The organism is Streptomyces sp. NPDC048191 (genome assembly GCF_040652655.1).
Taxonomy (GTDB): domain Bacteria; phylum Actinomycetota; class Actinomycetes; order Streptomycetales; family Streptomycetaceae; genus Streptomyces.
The window spans coordinates 46,688-62,281 of record NZ_JBEZMO010000037.1; the positions used below are offsets into that span (position 1 = coordinate 46,688).

A 15,594-nucleotide genomic window follows, 5' to 3' on the forward strand; every position below is an offset into this window, starting at 1 on the left:
TGTGAGTGGTGCACACATCGTAAGTGATCGAGATGGAAGAGAGAACGGAATGACCAGCGAGCTGTTCTCGCCGTTGACCCTGCGCTCCGGGCAGGTACTGAAGAACCGGATCGCGAAGGCGGCCATGGAGGAGAACATGGCCGGCGACGGCCAGCTCCCCGACTGGCAGCTGCTGTCGCTGTACAAGCACTGGGCCTCCGGCGGCACCGGACTGCTCATCACCGGCAACGTGATGGTCCACGCCGAGGCGCTGACCGGCCCCGCCGGAGTCGTACTCGATGAGAATGCGCCCCTGGAGCCGTTCGTCGAATGGGCGAAGGCCGCCAAGGCCGGCGGGGCTGCGATCTGGATGCAGATCAACCACCCCGGTCGCCAGGTGGCCTCCGACATGCCCGGCGTCGTGTGGGGCCCCACCGACATCGGCGTGTCCCTGGGCAAGCACAGCAGCCGCTTCGGCCGCCCGACCGCCATGAACTCCCAGCAGATCGAGGACACGGTGGCGCGGTACGCGGTGACCGCGCGACGCGCCGAGGAAGCCGGTTTCGACGGCGTCGAGATCCACGCCGCGCACGGCTACCTGCTGTCGCAGTTCCTCTCCCCCCTCGTCAACAAGCGCACCGACCAGTGGGGCGGGTCGCTGGAGAACCGGGCCCGGATGCTGCTGGACATCGTCCGCGCCGTCCGCGCGGCCGTCTCCCCGTCCTTCGCGGTCGCGGTGAAGCTCAACTCCGCCGACTTCCAGCGCGGAGGCTTCGACGCCGACGACGCCCGCCAGGTCATCGAGATGCTCGAACCCCTCGGCGTCGACCTGGTCGAACTGTCCGGCGGCAGCTACGAGAGCCCGGCCATGACCGGCCGCCCCGCCGACGACCGCACCCAGGCCCGCGAGGCCTACTTCCTCGACCTCGCCAAGGACCTCGTCAAAACCAGCCCCATCCCGCTGATGCTCACCGGCGGCATCACCAAGCGCGCGACCGCGGACAAGGTCCTCGACAGCGGCGTGGCGGTCATCGGCATGGGCACCGCCCTCGCCGTCACCCCCGACCTTCCCTCACGTTGGCGCCAGGGTCGTGAGGCCAACCGTCCCATGCGTCCGGTGACCTGGTCCGACAAGGCCCTTGCCTCGGCTGCCGGCATGGCTCAGGTCCGCCACCAGATGCGCCGCCTCGCACGAGGCAGCAACCCCAAGCCTGGCACTCACCCTGCGATCGCCCTGATCTGCGAACGCCGCAAGCAGCGAGTGGCCCTGCGTAACTACCGCGCCTGGCTGTCGAAGTCCCAGGCAGCGGCCTGAGAACGGCCGATGGCGCCTCAGCGCGCAGCCCGCCCCCGTTACGCGCGTGGCGCCATCGACTTCACCTTCCAGTCGATCCCCGAGGATCAGCGCCTTCTGTACCAGGCTGTCCTCTACGCCGAGATCCCCGGTCGAGTGAGGTACTCCCGCTCCACCATGTACGAATTGCCAACTGCTTCAGGCGGCGCACCGCCAAGACCGACTGGACGACACCAGCTCACCCTGGAAGCGACAAGGGAGCGTCTGCGGCGCGCGGCGCTTCGTCCGGGCTGCGAGGTGCACCCAGTAAGCACAGACGGGATACGGAGACCGTCCCCACCCGGACAGAGGGAGCGCGAAGATGGCGGAACCGATCAACCTCGGCGACCAGGAGGATCCGGAAGATCCCGCAGCAGAGGATCTTGCGCTTGCACCCGACGGCCGTACCGTGCCGTACCGGCGCAACGTCCAGAGCCTCGAGGGGATCCGCGCCACATCGCCGAAAGCCTCTGCGCCGGCGCCGGCGCTCCCGGATCATGATTACGCTCTCGATCCGGACGTGGAGGGGCAGTGGCCGGACGCCGGCGAGGAGTTGGGTTCCGCCACCACGGTGGATCCGATCTCCGACGAACCCGATGAAGAAGGCCCGCTCGAGTCGACATTCCTGCCCGGAGCTGTGACCACCGTGTGGTCAAACATCCTCTCCACAGCGTTCCGCCGGCTTCAGGAAAGCCGATAGGAAGCCGCGTGCGGGCAAGAGCGTCCGTACACGGCGTTGCCATCGCCGCTTTCCGGCAACGGAGTTATTCTCGGGCGGAACCAGCCAACGAGACGCGTGAAGGTTCCCGATCAGGATCCGTCAGGCCATCTCATCTCGTGCTCGCATCAACGCCTCGGGCGGAATGGCCACTTGCCTGGGCTCCCGGACCGTGAGGCGTGCCGAGCGAGATCGTCCACTGACTCCTCCCCCGCCTGAAGTTGGGGGCTTCTCACTGTGCTCGCTCGGCGTCGCGACGGACCAACCAGGCCCGTAAGACGTTCAGGGCGCCCGCCGTGTCCGCGTGCGCGGTGCGGCAGCACGAGAGGCAGTGGAAGCTCTGGTCTTGTTGCGGATCCTGCGATCCTCGTGCGCCGAGCAGGCAACCGTCAGAGGCTCGCCTCCCGTAGTGGCCGTCCGCCGCGCTTCGGCTCGATCGACTCCCGCGAGCATCACGAGGTCGAGTGCGGATCAACCGCCTCAAGAGGCACTGCACTGCCGCCACGCGACATGACACGCTCACCGGTCGCTACGAGGCACCTGGCCTGGGCGCAGCCTTTGCCGCATTCGATCGGAGGTGCACCCTCGTTCACCACTGCCGACCAGCGGTCAGTTCCTGCGCATCCGCGTCCGTGAATCCGTACGCTCAGGGCTTTCACCACCAAGACCCAACCGACGACGCATCGGCCGGCGAGACCCCGGCCCCATCGCCATCTGGCCCGTTCCGCCCACAGCACCCGCCCCTTCCGCTGGAGTCACGTGCGCCACAGGAGTGCGGCAGCCCTGGCACTCCCCACTCGGCCCACCCCGGTGCTGCAGGCACCGGAACGCCTCTGCCATCGCCCGTCGAGAGCCATCTGGAGAATCCACACCCCCCTTGTTGACAGTGCATACATCGCACACCTACAGTCATGTGTACACCGCTTACATGACTAGTGAAGGAACCCCCATGTCTTCAACGCAGAAGGACACCCTCAAGGTCAACCTGGGCAGCCGTGAGGTCACGGTCCCGAAGGGCGGCCTGTACGACCAGTACCGGATGAACCCCGACCTCGACACCATCGCCCGCGACCCCCGCGTCAGCGGCGTGGACTTCTTCCGCCAGCTGCCCAAGATCAAGGTGGATTCGCCCATCGGTCCCACGCTCACGCCGAACTTCTACTACACGATGTCGAGCGCCCGGCTCACGATGGTCGCGCCGTCCCGGGCGATCCGCGCCCGCCTGCCCGAGGAGCTCTCCCCGCTGGAGATCGTGCCAGGCCTCGGCCTGGTCTCGGTCATGTTCTTCCGCTACGACGTGTGCGACATCGACTTCTACACCGAAGCGGCTGTCGGCATCGCCGTCAAGCCCGCCCGGCACGGGAAGCTTGGCTTCTTCGACCTCGTCTCCGGCCTGAAGAACGAGCACGTCGACTCCTATGTGCTGTCCCTTCCCGTGAACTCGGACATCGCCCAGGTCCGCGGCCACGACGGCTACGGCTTCCCCAAGTGGGTCACCGGGCTCGACGTCGACATCAACGACCACCGCACGACCGCCCGCGTGGCCAACGACGCCGGCGAAGTGGACCTGTCCCTCCTGGCGAACACCCCGGCCCAGCGGGCCTACCCGAGCGGCGAGCGCGTCGGCTCCCTCACCTCCTACACGAAAATCAACGGCGCGTGGCACTCCACGCTGAACCAGACAAACGTGCTGAACGCCGGCACGACGCGCCGCACCAACGGCGTCACCCTCCAGCTCGGTGAGGGCCGCATGTCCGACGACCTGCGGTCGCTCATGCCGAAGCGGACCATCCAGTTCGACGTCATGACCGAAGGCCAGGCCGCCCTCCACATGCCGGTGCCCACCTCGGTCCCGAACCGGAACAAGTAGCAGCAAACAGCGAGGAGTCCCTGCCATGGTCACCGACCACGCCATCCGCACGAAGACCGCCCGCGGCCCAGGCCTGCCCGCATCCATCACCCCGGCCCTGCTCACGCGGCTGACCGCGCGGGTCTCGGCCGCGCCGAATGCCGCACGGGTCACCACCAACGCCCCCTACACCGGCCAGCCCTTGGCCGACTTCCCCGTCTCCACCCCTGAGGACGTCGAGGCCGCGTTCGGGCGGGCACGGATCGCACAGAAGTCCTGGGCGGCCACCCCGATCGAGGAGCGCAAGCGGATCCTGCTGCGGTACCACGACCTCGTGCTGGCGCGGCAGGACCAGGCGCTGGACCTGATGCAGGCCGAGAACGGCAAGACCCGCCGCGACGCGTTCCTCGAGGTCGTCGACATCGGCATCGTCTCGCGCTACTACGCACGCAACGCCGCCAAGTACCTCAACCCCAAGCGCCGCCGCGGCGCGATCCCGCTGCTCACCCACACCACCGAGCTGCGTCACCCCAAGGGCGTCGTCACCGTCATCTCGCCGTGGAACTACCCGCTCAGCATGGCCGCCAGCGACACCATCGCAGCGCTCATGGCCGGCAACGCCGTCGTACAGAAGCCCGACACCCAGACCGCTCTCACCGCCCTGTGGTCCATGGACCTGATGTACGAGGCAGGCCTTCCCGCCGATGTCTGGCAGATGGTGATCGGCCGCGGCAGCTCCATCGGCGGCGCCCTGATGGACAACGCCGACTACATGATGTTCACCGGCTCCACCGCCACCGGACGCCAGATCGCGAGCGACGCCGGCAAGCGCCTCATCGGCGCCTCCCTGGAACTCGGCGGCAAGAACGCCATGATCGTCCTGGACGACGCCGACATCGACAAGGCCGCCGAAGGCGCCGTCAACGCCTGCTTCCCTTCCGCCGGCCAGCTGTGCGTCTCCATCGAACGCCTCTATGTGGCCGAGTCCATCCGCGACAAGTTCGTCGCCGCGTTCGTCGCACGGACCAGGAAGCTCAAGATCGGCGCCGCGTACGACTACAGCATGGACGTCGGCAGTCTCACCACCCCGTCCCAGCTGAAGACCGTCACCGAACACGTCGCCGATGCCGTGGCCAAGGGCGCCACCGTCCTCGCCGGCGGCAAGGCGCGCCCCGAGCTCGGGCCTCTGTTCCACGAGCCGACCATCCTCACCGACGTCACACCCGACATGACGGTGTACGACCACGAGACCTTCGGCCCCGTCGTCTCCATCTACTCCTACCGCGACGTCGACGAGGCGGTCGCCAAGGCCAACGCCACGGCCTACGGCCTCAACGCCAGCGTCTGGTCGGGCAACGGCGCACGCGGCCGGGCCGTCGCGGCCCGCGTCCACGCCGGCACCGTCAACGTCAACGAGGCCTTCGCCGCCGCCTGGGGAAGCATCGACGCCCCCATGGGCGGCATGGGCGACTCCGGGCTCGGCCGCCGCCACGGCGCCGACGGCATCCTCAAGTACACCGAGGCCCAGACCGTCGCCCACCAGCGTCTCCAGGGCTTCTACCCGCCGTCCCGCATCAGCCCCGAGACGTGGACCACGCTCCTGACCAGCGCTCTGAAGGTCATGAAGGCAGTGGGCGTCCGCTGAACTCCGGGCACCCCGAAGCCGCCCGTCACATTCGGCTCACGTCATCGACCGAGAACGAGCGCCGGTGAAACAGTGCATGGCAGGCGACGAGTACCGCGACCGTGTACTGGCTGGCCGTCTCACAGCGGGACCGGACGAGCAGCCGTGGCCCCCTGCTCAGCGGCCTCAACGTCGGCTGCCGGTCCGGCGGCCTTGTAGAGGATCACGAGTTCACGAAGCCCCCCTCAGATCAGCTTTCGAGAGTCCTCATCACCCCCATGGCTCTGTGGCGTCGGCCGGTCGTGGTGCGACTCATTCGCCTTGGTCTTCCTGTCGTGCCGAGCCAGGCGCGATAGCCGCGCAGGGCACTGCGCTGCTTGCGGCGTTCGGAGATCAGTGCGAGCAGGGGGCTGGTGTCGGGCTTGGTGTTGCGTCCGCGGGCGGGACGGCGCATCAGGTGCCACACTCCGGCCATGCTGGCGGTTGCGGCAAGGGCCTTGTCGGACCATGTCAGCGGTTCCATCGCGCGGTCGGCCTCGCGGTAGTCCCACCAGCGCCGGGGGAGGTCGGGGGTGAGGGTGAGGGCGGTTCCCCTGCCGACGAACGCCACACCGTTGTAGAGGACGCGCTCTGCGGTGACGCGGCGGTTGATGCCGCCGGTGAGCACGAGGGGCCGGGGCTGGTATTGACGAGGTCCTTGGCGAGGCCGAGGAAATAGGCTTCGCGGGCCTGGGCGCGGTTGTCGGTGGGGCGGCCGGTCGTCGCGGGGCTCTCGTAGCTGCCGCCGGAGAGTTCGACCAGGTCGACGCCGAGGCGTTCGAGCATTTCGATGACCTGGCGGGCGTCGTCGGCGTCGAAGCCTCCGCGCTGGAAGTCGGCTGAGTTGAGTTTGACGGCGACGGCGAAGGCCGGGGAGACGGCGATGCGGATGGCGCGGACGATGTCCAGCAGCAGCCGGGCGCGGTTGCGCAGCGATTCGCCCCACTGGTTGGTGCGCTTCTTGACCAGCGGGGAGAGGAACTGCGAGAGGAGGTAGCCGTGGGCGGCGTGGATCTCGACGCCGTCGAAGCCGGCCTTTTCGGCGAGGTGGGCTGTGATGGCGAACCGGGTCACGGTGTCGCCGATCTGCTGGGGGCCATGGGGGTGGGGCGGCCGAAGCGGCTGCTGCGCTTGCCCAGACTGACGCCGATGCCGGACGGTCCCCGGGCCACGCCGGGCATGTTGGCGGGCACCTGCCGGCCGGAGTGGTTGATCTGCATCCAGGCCACGCCCCCGCCGGACTTGGCCACGCCCACTCGGTGAAGGGCTTCAGCGCCGCGTACAGGTCGAGCACGATGCCGGCGGGGCCGGTCAGCGCTTCGGCATGGACCATCACATTGCCGGTAAAGAGCAGGCCGGCGCCGCCGACGGCCCAGCGTCGGTAGAGGGTGAGTAGCCGTTCTCCGGGGAGTTGGCCGGCGTCGGCCCTGTTCTCTTCCATGGCCGCCTTCGCGATCCGGTTCTTCAGCACCTGCCCGGAGCACAGGAGCAGCGGGGAAAACCGTTCGTAGACCATCCCGGTTACCCTCTTCCCTTTCGATCATTTAGCATGTATGCACCGTTCACATCAGGGTGCAATGTAAGCATCACAAACATAAGGAAGGCGAGTGAGACCCGTGCCACAAACCGGTTCCTATCATCACGGTGACCTGCGGGCCGCCTGCCTGCGGGCGGCCCGGGAGCTACTGGAGGAGGACGGCAGCGCGGCCCTCTCGATGCGCGCGGTCGCCCGCCGGGCCGGAGTCTCGCCCACGGCCCCCTACCGTCACTACGCGGACCGCGAGGCGCTCGTCTCCGCGGTCGCCGCCGAGGGCTACCGCGAGCTCGCCGAGCACCTGACAGCGGCTCACCCCGCCCCGTCGGCCCCGGACGATCTGGCGGCCGTAGCCACCGCCTACGTCCGGTTCGCGCTCGAGCACCCCGCGATGTTCCGGGCCATGTTCGCCGAGCCCTGCGACCCGACCAGCGAGGAACGCGTCGCCGCGACCACCGCCATCTCCGCGTACGTCCAGGGCATCGTCCGCGACGCCTTCCCCGACGCCGACGACACCGCTGCGCTGTCGACCAGCATCTGGGCCCTCGTCCACGGCCTGGCGTTCCTGCACCTCGACGGCAAGCTCGACGCCTCCACTCCCGAGGCTGTCGCCGACCAGGTCCGCTCCTCCGTGATCGCCCTGTTCACCGCCTCCCCCGCAATCCAGAAGGCGGCCGCGTCGGGCTGACCGGCAAGGACCGGGACGCTCCGCACCGGCGTGATGCGGCAGCGGGCTCATCGGTAGGTGACCAACCGGCGTCGGTCGCCGGCGTAGTGAGCATGTCCGTTGAAGGACAGGAGGGTGGCCCCGGAGCCGCCCACCACCAGCGTGGTGATGGAGGCGTTCACGGTCACTCGGTCCTGCGGTGTGAACACGCGGGCCCGGTCGGGCCGTGCCACACATAGCCGTGCCGGTACGAGGTGCGGGCTCCCCAGGGGTGCAGTACCGGCATGAACGGGACATCGTCGAACTCACGGTCCTGTGCCGAAGGCCAGCTCCAGGCGCCGCATCTGATCGTGGTCCCAGCACATTAGGTCGCCCAGGGGGCGGAGGCCGAGGATGCGGATGCCGCGCGCTTAGGTGGTGCACCTGTCCTGGGCGGGGCAGGCGTGGCAGCCGGTGCGGGCGAACGGGACAACGATGGCGTCGCGGCCGTGCTGTCGGGCAGGGAACCAGCCGGTGCTGGTGCGGCCCTGCGGGCAGCGGGCCTGGCGGGCCTTCCAGTCGATACGGAAGGCGCTCTTTTGGAACCCGGCGTCAGCCCTGGCCTGCGGTGAGTGGTCGAGGAGAGCCGGGGTGACCATGGTGATGCCCTGGCGGGTTGCGTCATGGATCAGGTCGGCGGACGGGTAGCCGGCGTCGAGGTAGTGCTCGCCCGGCGTGAGGCCGCAGTCGACGACGACACCGCCGTCGCCGCCGCCGTCGTGGACGGATCGCCCGGCGGGTACGCGTCAGAGCGGACGGCAGCCGTGGCGGACGACAGCAGTGGCGGGCGGCGGGTAGGCCTGGGCGGCACGGAGCCGGGCGGCGACGACCGCGCCGAGCAGGCACGCACCGGGTCCGGCACACGGCGCCCGGTGATGACCTGGCGCAACTGCCGGCGCTCCAGCCGCGTACAGCATCACCCCCGCCACGCGGCTCTGATCGCACAACACCCGCCATGTCAGCACGGCTGATCCGTATCCAGTTCCCCCTGCCGGTGCACGACGCGGCGCGCGCATACTTCCTCGACCTCAACCGAACGGTGTGGGAAGGCTTGCCGGACGGCGAGAGCGTGCGGGACTACCTGGAGGACAACCGACTGGCGTTTCTGGACGCAGCCCGCGCGGTCATCGGGTAGCGCACCGCCGTCTCGGGACGTCTTTTCCGCCGGCTGCACCGCTGGTTCACCAAGTGGCGCCGGGACGGCAGCTGGGGCCGCATCCACGATGAGCTGCGCCGCCGGCTCCGGATCGGGGCCGGTCGCGACCCTCAGCCATCGGCGCCGTGATCGGCGCCCAGCCGATCAAGCCCGGCGAGGGCGGCGAGGCGCGTGGGTTCGATGCAGGGAAGCGAACGACAGGGTGGAGGAGACACGTGATCGTCGACACGAACGGCCTGCTGCTGGTCCGGGATCGAACGGCCGGCACCCACAGATCACGGGCGTCGTTGGGGCCGCCCCCGAGCTGGTGGCTGATCGGGTGGTCGTACTCGCCATCACCATGCGGCCCGTTGTAGCCGTAGGGGGCAGCGTTCAACCGCTTCTCCCTGCCCGTGATGCGGGCGGAAGGACGCACGCCTGCGGTGTGGCCGCCCTTGCGGCAGATCGTCGCCCGGTGGTTCTGTTCACGAGACCGGGTTCTTGCTCAACTTCCGTGGTGCCGCGAGCATAAGGGTACCGACTCGGTTGCGAGCCGGCGGCGTATGGCAGTGTCGTCCGCATGTCGTGCCCCTTCTGCCGGCTCATCCACGAAGACCGTGCGCAATGGGTAGCCCGTGAACCGTCCGCCTGCGCGTTCACGCCGCTCACCCCTCTCGCTCCAGGCCACACCCTGGTGGTGCCGACGGCTCATTACGCCGACGTCTTCGACACGCCCACCGAGGTACTGGCCGAGACAGTCGAGTTGGTCCAGCGTCTGGCAAGGGCCATGCGCTCAGGGTTGAACGCGACTGGGGTGAACGTCCTCAACGCCAGTGGCCCGGGCTCGGAACAGTCGGTACGCCACCTGCACTTCCACGTCGTTCCGCGATGGCCGGACGATGGCATCTCCACCTGGCCCACAGGGCAGTCACAGCATCGATTCGCCGGTGACCCCGTCGTGCAACTCGCCGACGCCCTGAACGCCGGCAAACACCACAGAAGTTGAGCCAGAAGCCGAGAGCGGGCAGTAGTCGTTCGGCATGTCGGGCGGCAGCACCAGCCCTGCGCCCGTTCGACTTCATGGGCCGGGGCAGCCAGGGGCCGGCGGAAGGGACCGCATGGCGAGAAAAGCCATGGCCCATCGCCGGTGCCGGAGGCTAACTTCGGACGATGCGGATCTTGCACCTTTCGGACACTCACCTGGACCGGTCCGGCGGCCCCGACGAGGACGGGGCCGATGGCACTGCTGCCCTTGGCCGCTTGCTGGGCGAACTAGGTCATCTGGACCACCTCGACGCGGTGGTGGTCACCGGCGACGTCGCCGACGACGGCTCTCAGGAGGCGTACAGGCGGGCCCAGGAACTCCTGTCGGGCTACGCCGGCCGACGAGGGGCGAACGTCTTCTACACGACCGGTAACCACGACGACCGCACCGCATTCGCCGACGTGCTCGGCAGCGGCCACGTCAAGCCCGAGGCGGTGTACGAGGGAGCCGCGGGACAGCGGGCGGGGACTACGACCGTCAACGGATGGCGACTGATCACGCTGGACACGCTCGTCCCGGGCAAGGGCTATGGTCGGCTCGACGGCGGCCAACTCGACTGGCTCCGCGAACTACTTGCCACTCCGGCGCCATTGGGCACCGTCCTGGCCTTCCACCACCCCCCGGTTGCCCTGGACGTCGACGTTCAGCGGGTGCTCGGTCTGCAGAACAGCGCAGAGCTGGCCGAAACGATCCGTGGGACCGACGTCCAGCTCATCCTGTGCGGGCACTTCCACCTGCAGATACTGGCCCGCCTGGAACAAGCGACCGTCTGGGTCACCCCCGGCGTCGTCAGCCGCATCGACCTGACCGCCCGCCCCGGCACCGAGCGCGCCGTCCACGGTCCATCGGCCTCCCTCGTCCAGCTGGGAACGCCTCACGGGCCACTCATCCACACGCTCCACGCACGAGACCCGCGCATGGGCGAGACGGTCTACGAGGCCGACGAGGAGGAGATGCGCGAAGTCATCGAAAGGCTCGGTCCCTCTCCTGCGGTCCCGAACTGAGCCGTACCTCCACTGGACGGGATTCACCCCCTGAAGCCGCCCTCGGCGCCCTGAAAACCTCAATAGCGCGCGGCGCGAAGCCCGGCAGGTCAACGACGGGTTTCTGATGCCACTCGCCCGAGAACGTGACGTCGTCGTGGCTCTGCAGGCACCAAACCGCCTTAACACGCTGCGGCCGCGCGGCCGAGGGCGCGCAGGATCTCGTCGCAGTTACCTGCCTTGACCATCCAGCGCGGAAGCCGGGCCACCGCCGTCATCTTCACGTCCGTGTCATACCAGGCCGCACGCTCACGCAGCGTTGCTTGCACGAACTGGCGAACCAGTGCCAGGTGTTCACGGTTGTACGCCCACACATGCCCGTGCCTGGTGCGAGCACTCAACCACAGCGGGAGACCGAACCACGGATCCACCGGTTCCGCCGCACGCCCGGAAAAGGACAGGACCCGGCCATGATTCAACCGCGACAGCCCGCACCCCACGCAGGTCAGCCGGCGCGGTGACCACCAATACGTCTCGGACGCGAGCCGAGCGATCCGCGCCTGCCCGCCGCAGCCCGGGCAGCGGACCAGGACGGCGTCCACAAGAAAGGCGTAGGGCTTCTTGCCCGGATCACGAAAACGCACAGGTGACGAGGCCATCGGCCCAGTATGGACGGCCTGCCACGCCACCCGCACCGGAATTCCCCACCAGGACGTCGTACCCGAGCCCGGCAGCGGGCGCAGGACGAGGTGGCCGGCCACCTGACCGTCCCGGCCGCAAGGGGCCAAGGCGGGGTATCCGGGTAAGGACAGTGCCCTCGATGACGGCTCGGGTGGCGACGTCAAGGCCACCGGCCGTAAGGAGTGGAGGGCACAGAGGGCAGGATGGGACCATGACCGAGATCCACACGCCCCGTCTCCTCCTGCGCCGCTGGCTGGACGACGACCTCGTCCCCCTCTCCGAGATCCACGCCGACCCGAACGTGATGCGGTGGGTCGGCGACGGCGCGCCGCGCTCATTCGAGGAGACCGCCCAGGACATCGAGGCTTGGGAGGAGGAGTGGGACGAGGAGGGTTTCGGGATCTTCGCCGTCGAACTCCTCGGATCCGGGGAGCTGGCCGGAGCAGTCGGCCTGTACCTCGCCGACTCCCCGCCCGCCGTCGCGGACCAGGTGGCGATCCGCTGGCGCCTCGGCCGCCAGTACTGGGGGCGGGGCTACGCGTCGGAGGCGGCCCAGGCCACGCTCGAGTTCGCCCTCCAGGACCGCGGTCTGGACCGGGTCGTCGCCGTATGCCGCACCAGCGACACCCCATCCGCCAACGTGCTGCACAAACTCGGCATGCACGCGACCGGCACGACACAAGACCCCGACACGGGCCACGACCTGCGCATGTACGCCATCGACCTCACCGAGTACGAGGCCTGACCACGGCCAACGCGGCCACCGAAGCCGCCGCACGACGAGGCAGCCCGACCCACACCCCGGCCGCCGTGACCACGTCACGGTGGCCACGGCGGAACGACACCTCCGGCGATGCCCACCCTCTCGACCGGTGCGCCCGGGAACCAGCACCCCAGGCCGCCGGTCTCTTCCCTGTGCAGGAGGAAGCGGTGCGGGATGTGCTTCGACAGAGCCCCGGCCGGGGGCGCACGCGGACGGCCGCAACGGGTGTGCGACGCTGATGCGATGTTGCTCGCCCCTGCCCCCGCGGAGCAGATAACACCCGAGCCGGTGCGCGAGGTGCCGCACACGCTACTGACGCAGTCCTGGCTCGACCTGTCGTTCCTGCACTGGGCCGCCGATCCGGCGGACGTGGCGCCGCTGCTGCCGGCCGGGACCGTGCCGGACACGCACGACGGGCTCACCTACATCGGCTTGGTGGCGTTCCGGATGTACCGGGTCGGCTGGTTCAAGGTTCCGGGTATCCCCTACCTCGGCACCTTCCCGGAGACCAACGTCCGGCTCTACTCCGTGGACCGGTACGGCCGTCGCGGCGTGGTCTTCCGCTCACTGGAGGCTTCTCGGCTGCTGCCGGTGGCCGTCGCCCGCAGCGCCTTCCGGCTGCCCTACATGTGGGCCAGGATGGCGATCCACCGCGACGCGGACACCATCAGCTACACCAGCAGCCGCCGCTGGCCGGGACCACGCGGAGCACGCAGCCGCATCGCCGTGCGCATCGGTGAGCGGATCGCGGAGCCGACCGCCCTCGAACACTTCCTGACCGCCCGCTGGGGCATGCACAACGCCTTCTTCGGCCGGCCGCTCTACCTGCCCAACACCCACCCGCGCTGGCCACTGCACCGCGCCGAACTCCTGCACTGCGAAGACGAGCTGGTGACCGCCGCTGGACTGCCGTCACCGTCCGGGCCGCCGGCGAGCGTGCTGTACTCCCCCGGCGTGCCGGTCCGCTTCGGCCGCCCCGCCCGCCCCGCCGGCCTGCCCACCCCCTGAGCCCCCGCGCACCGCGGCCCGGCGGAAACCGGACACGCCACGCTCGCCGGGATCGAGACGCGTCATCCGGACGCGCCGCGGTACCGGCCACCCCGGCCGGGTATCCGGCTCGATGCTTTACCACCGGGGGCTGCCCGGGGTGCTGTGGCCCGATGAGTAGAAGTACTCATGACGCCCACCGAGCGGCGGGGGAAAGATCAGAGGATGACGACGCGAAGGAAGATCAGAGCCAGGCTCGGGATGCTGCCGTTGGCGGTGACGGTGCTGCTGGCGGCGGGGTGCGGAACGCAGCGGGCAGGGGATACCGCCGACGCGTACCGGCGTTCGCATCCAACGCCGACCGGCATATCGACGCCGAGTACACCACCCGACTTCTCGTGCCCCGGCGAGAGCCCCGAGCCGACGGCACCCACGGCTGCCACTACGCCCAGCTCAACCGTGCCACCGACCGACCACTACGCCGAAAACCACGGCTTCAGAGTCCCCATCCCGCTCCACGGCCAGAGCCGCTGCGACGGACTCACCGCCGTCGGACACGTCAATAGTGCACTCGAACCGCTGCGCCGACGCAGCGACTTCTCCCCGGAGCACGTCCGCAACGCACTCACCAGCCTCGGTTACGCCCCGGAGAAGGTGCAGGCGTACCAGGACGGGTCCACCGGGGTCGGCTTCCTCATCGACATCGGCGTCTCTCCCTGGTGTGTGGAGGGCACGATGAGCAGCGACTCCACCAAGGCGGATGCCTTCGGCGGCTATCCCGACGGCACCGGCTGCGAGCCCCCGAGCGGCGGCCACTGACCACAGCCTCCGCCAGTGGCAAACCATCGACCGTCGCTGTCACAGGTCACTGAGGGTCTACGGCTGGAGTGCCAGGTCGCGCTGATACCAGGTGCCGGGCTTACCGCCGAGGTCTCCCGGGTCTGCCGGGCCGACCGGGACGAACCCGGCTTTGATCAGCACCCTCTGGGACGCGGCGTTGGTGTGGGCGGTGGCTGCCCGTAGTGTGCGCAGCCCGTGCCGTGCCGCCGCCAGCCGACACAACTCCTGGACGGACGCGGTCGCTACGCCGCGGCCGGCGACGTGCTGCGCGACCCGGTAGCCGAGGTTGGCAGTGCCGTCCTCGAAGTCGTACAGGTTGAACCGGCCCAGAACCGAGCCGTCCTCGGCGACCAGCACGTAGAAGGCGCAGATACCGGCCTCTTGCTCAGCCAGCAAGGCGCTGTGCCGGTCGGCGAAGTGGTCGTAGAACTCGTCGCCCCGGTCGGAAACCGAGGCGGCGAAGTAGGCACGGTTCGCCAGCTCGAAGGCCAGGACCGCCGGGGCATGGCCAGCATCCAGCTGCTTCAGCTCGGGCACGACGCAACTCTACCCGGAGGGCGCGCGGAGGCGATCTGCGGTGAAGCCGGCGGGGCTGAAGGAGCTTGCGGCCGCCCACGGAGTGGAGCCGGTCGGACAGGCGAATGCCCGCCGGAGGCGAAGTACCCCACCCAGGTGGAGCAGAACTACGCGGTGGGCCAGTGGGTCATGGAACACGGCGCCTAGCACGGCCCGGACACCTCGCGCATCGCCGTCACCGGCGAGTCGGTCGGCGGCTGCATGTCAGCGGTGTTCGCTCTGATGAACAAGGACCGCGGCGGGATCGACCTCAAGGCCCAGTGTCTGCTCTACCCGGTGACCAACGCCGACTTCGGCGCCCCCTCCTGCCTTCAGTTCGCCGAGGGCTACTACCTCACCCGCGACGGCATGAAGTGGTTCTGGGACGCCTACACCACCGACCCCGCCCAGCGCGCCGAGACCTACGCCGCGCCGCTCCAGGCTCCCCTGGAGGAGCTCCAGGGCCTGCCTCCCACCCTGGTCATCACCGTCAGCAACATCGGCTGGGACATGCGCCGTGTCTTCCGCGACCACGGTGTCGATGAGCCGCGGATCCAGTGGGCGATGCCGGCGTGACGGCGAGCCGCACGTCAGGGCTGGGCCTGGAGCGCCCAGGTCTCCGGCATGCCGAGGTCGTCGTACAGCCGCTGGCGCTGGCCGGGGCTGAGGGTGGTGGTGGCCGCGGCCAGGAGGCCGGCCTCCTGGCCCGGTGCCGTCTCGACGATCCTCCGCACGATGACCGTCCGCACTGCGGGCGGCAGGGCGGGCAGCATCCGGCGAAGGTCGGTCAGAGCCTCCTCGGGGGTGCGGGAGGCGCGGAAGG

17 protein-coding genes and 3 pseudogenes are annotated in these 15,594 nt (G+C 69.3%); 14 read left to right on the plus strand and 6 right to left on the minus strand.

All coding sequences use genetic code 11. The features are described from left to right. Window positions 1–49: 49 nt before the first annotated feature. From AB0D93_RS36610 to AB0D93_RS36625, 4 genes are all read left to right on the plus strand, one after another. Complete coding sequence (locus tag AB0D93_RS36610; RefSeq protein ID WP_362129407.1) at window positions 50–1,294, plus strand: NADH:flavin oxidoreductase/NADH oxidase family protein; 1,245 nt, start codon at window positions 50–52, stop codon at window positions 1,292–1,294. A gap of 340 nt (window positions 1,295–1,634) precedes the next feature. Continuing rightward, window positions 1,635–2,012, plus strand: a complete 378-nt coding sequence (locus AB0D93_RS36615) for a hypothetical protein (protein ID WP_362129410.1) — start codon at window positions 1,635–1,637, stop codon at window positions 2,010–2,012. A gap of 967 nt (window positions 2,013–2,979) precedes the next feature. After that, the gene (locus AB0D93_RS36620) at window positions 2,980–3,900 is read left to right on the plus strand and encodes an acetoacetate decarboxylase family protein (RefSeq protein ID WP_362129413.1); all 921 of its coding nucleotides are present in this window, start codon (window positions 2,980–2,982) and stop codon (window positions 3,898–3,900) included. A 25-nt stretch (window positions 3,901–3,925) separates the two neighbouring features. Next, window positions 3,926–5,524 carry a succinic semialdehyde dehydrogenase gene (locus tag AB0D93_RS36625; RefSeq protein ID WP_362129416.1) on the plus strand — a complete coding sequence of 533 codons (1,599 nt, stop codon included), beginning with the start codon at window positions 3,926–3,928 and terminating at the stop codon, window positions 5,522–5,524. Window positions 5,525–6,013: 489 nt separating this feature from the next. Here the strand turns inward: AB0D93_RS36625 and AB0D93_RS36630 are convergent, their stop codons facing one another. Continuing rightward, window positions 6,014–6,616, minus strand: a complete 603-nt coding sequence (locus AB0D93_RS36630; RefSeq protein ID WP_362129419.1) for a hypothetical protein — start codon at window positions 6,614–6,616, stop codon at window positions 6,014–6,016. Continuing rightward, window positions 6,613–6,792 carry a hypothetical protein gene (locus tag AB0D93_RS36635; RefSeq protein WP_362129422.1) on the minus strand — a complete coding sequence of 60 codons (180 nt, stop codon included), beginning with the start codon at window positions 6,790–6,792 and terminating at the stop codon, window positions 6,613–6,615. Before AB0D93_RS36635 ends, AB0D93_RS36630 begins: the two co-directional genes overlap by 4 nt. A 366-nt stretch (window positions 6,793–7,158) precedes the next feature. Between AB0D93_RS36635 and AB0D93_RS36640 the strand changes: the two genes are divergently transcribed. Then, window positions 7,159–7,764: a TetR/AcrR family transcriptional regulator gene (locus AB0D93_RS36640; protein WP_362129425.1), complete on the plus strand. Its 606-nt coding sequence runs from the start codon at window positions 7,159–7,161 to the stop codon at window positions 7,762–7,764. 389 nt (window positions 7,765–8,153) lie between these two features. Here AB0D93_RS36640 and AB0D93_RS36645 read toward each other — a convergent pair whose 3' ends face one another. Continuing rightward, window positions 8,154–8,381, minus strand: a complete 228-nt coding sequence (locus AB0D93_RS36645; RefSeq protein WP_362129428.1) for a transposase — start codon at window positions 8,379–8,381, stop codon at window positions 8,154–8,156. Window positions 8,382–8,405: 24 nt separating this feature from the next. Between AB0D93_RS36645 and AB0D93_RS36650 the strand changes: the two genes are divergently transcribed. From AB0D93_RS36650 to AB0D93_RS36670, 5 genes and pseudogenes are all read left to right on the plus strand, one after another. Then, entirely contained in the window at window positions 8,406–8,753 is a 348-nt protein-coding gene (locus AB0D93_RS36650) for a hypothetical protein (protein WP_362129431.1), read from the plus strand. Next, complete coding sequence (locus tag AB0D93_RS36655) at window positions 8,738–8,917, plus strand: hypothetical protein (protein WP_362129461.1); 180 nt, start codon at window positions 8,738–8,740, stop codon at window positions 8,915–8,917. The genes AB0D93_RS36650 and AB0D93_RS36655 overlap by 16 nt, the downstream gene beginning before the upstream one ends. A gap of 36 nt (window positions 8,918–8,953) precedes the next feature. After that, a pseudogene (locus AB0D93_RS36660) lies at window positions 8,954–9,183 on the plus strand (IS5/IS1182 family transposase); the annotation flags it as partial. Window positions 9,184–9,497: 314 nt separating this feature from the next. Beyond that, the gene (locus AB0D93_RS36665; RefSeq protein ID WP_362129434.1) at window positions 9,498–9,923 is read left to right on the plus strand and encodes an HIT domain-containing protein; all 426 of its coding nucleotides are present in this window, start codon (window positions 9,498–9,500) and stop codon (window positions 9,921–9,923) included. Window positions 9,924–10,087: 164 nt separating this feature from the next. Next, window positions 10,088–10,966, plus strand: a complete 879-nt coding sequence (locus tag AB0D93_RS36670) for a metallophosphoesterase (protein WP_362129437.1) — start codon at window positions 10,088–10,090, stop codon at window positions 10,964–10,966. Between the two features lie 161 nt (window positions 10,967–11,127). Here AB0D93_RS36670 and AB0D93_RS36675 read toward each other — a convergent pair whose 3' ends face one another. Next, on the minus strand, window positions 11,128–11,604 hold the full coding sequence (locus tag AB0D93_RS36675; protein ID WP_362129440.1) for a hypothetical protein: 477 nt from the start codon (window positions 11,602–11,604) through the stop codon (window positions 11,128–11,130). Window positions 11,605–11,837: 233 nt separating this feature from the next. Between AB0D93_RS36675 and AB0D93_RS36680 the strand changes: the two genes are divergently transcribed. The 3 genes from AB0D93_RS36680 (at window position 11,838) to AB0D93_RS36690 (ending at window position 14,195) form a co-directional block, all read left to right on the plus strand. Next, on the plus strand, window positions 11,838–12,371 hold the full coding sequence (locus AB0D93_RS36680; protein ID WP_362129443.1) for a GNAT family N-acetyltransferase: 534 nt from the start codon (window positions 11,838–11,840) through the stop codon (window positions 12,369–12,371). A gap of 261 nt (window positions 12,372–12,632) precedes the next feature. Then, window positions 12,633–13,397, plus strand: a complete 765-nt coding sequence (locus AB0D93_RS36685) for a DUF2071 domain-containing protein (RefSeq protein WP_362129446.1) — start codon at window positions 12,633–12,635, stop codon at window positions 13,395–13,397. A 438-nt stretch (window positions 13,398–13,835) separates the two neighbouring features. Further along, the gene (locus AB0D93_RS36690; RefSeq protein WP_362129449.1) at window positions 13,836–14,195 is read left to right on the plus strand and encodes a hypothetical protein; all 360 of its coding nucleotides are present in this window, start codon (window positions 13,836–13,838) and stop codon (window positions 14,193–14,195) included. 57 nt (window positions 14,196–14,252) lie between these two features. Here the strand turns inward: AB0D93_RS36690 and AB0D93_RS36695 are convergent, their stop codons facing one another. Beyond that, window positions 14,253–14,753, minus strand: coding sequence for a GNAT family N-acetyltransferase (locus AB0D93_RS36695; protein ID WP_362129452.1), 501 nt, complete (start codon window positions 14,751–14,753; stop codon window positions 14,253–14,255). A 111-nt stretch (window positions 14,754–14,864) separates the two neighbouring features. Here AB0D93_RS36695 and AB0D93_RS36700 point away from each other — a divergent pair. Next, window positions 14,865–15,260 (plus strand): annotated as a pseudogene (locus tag AB0D93_RS36700) (alpha/beta hydrolase fold domain-containing protein); the annotation flags it as partial. A 101-nt stretch (window positions 15,261–15,361) separates the two neighbouring features. Here the strand turns inward: AB0D93_RS36700 and AB0D93_RS36705 are convergent. Beyond that, a pseudogene (locus AB0D93_RS36705) lies at window positions 15,362–15,594 on the minus strand (hypothetical protein); the annotation flags it as partial.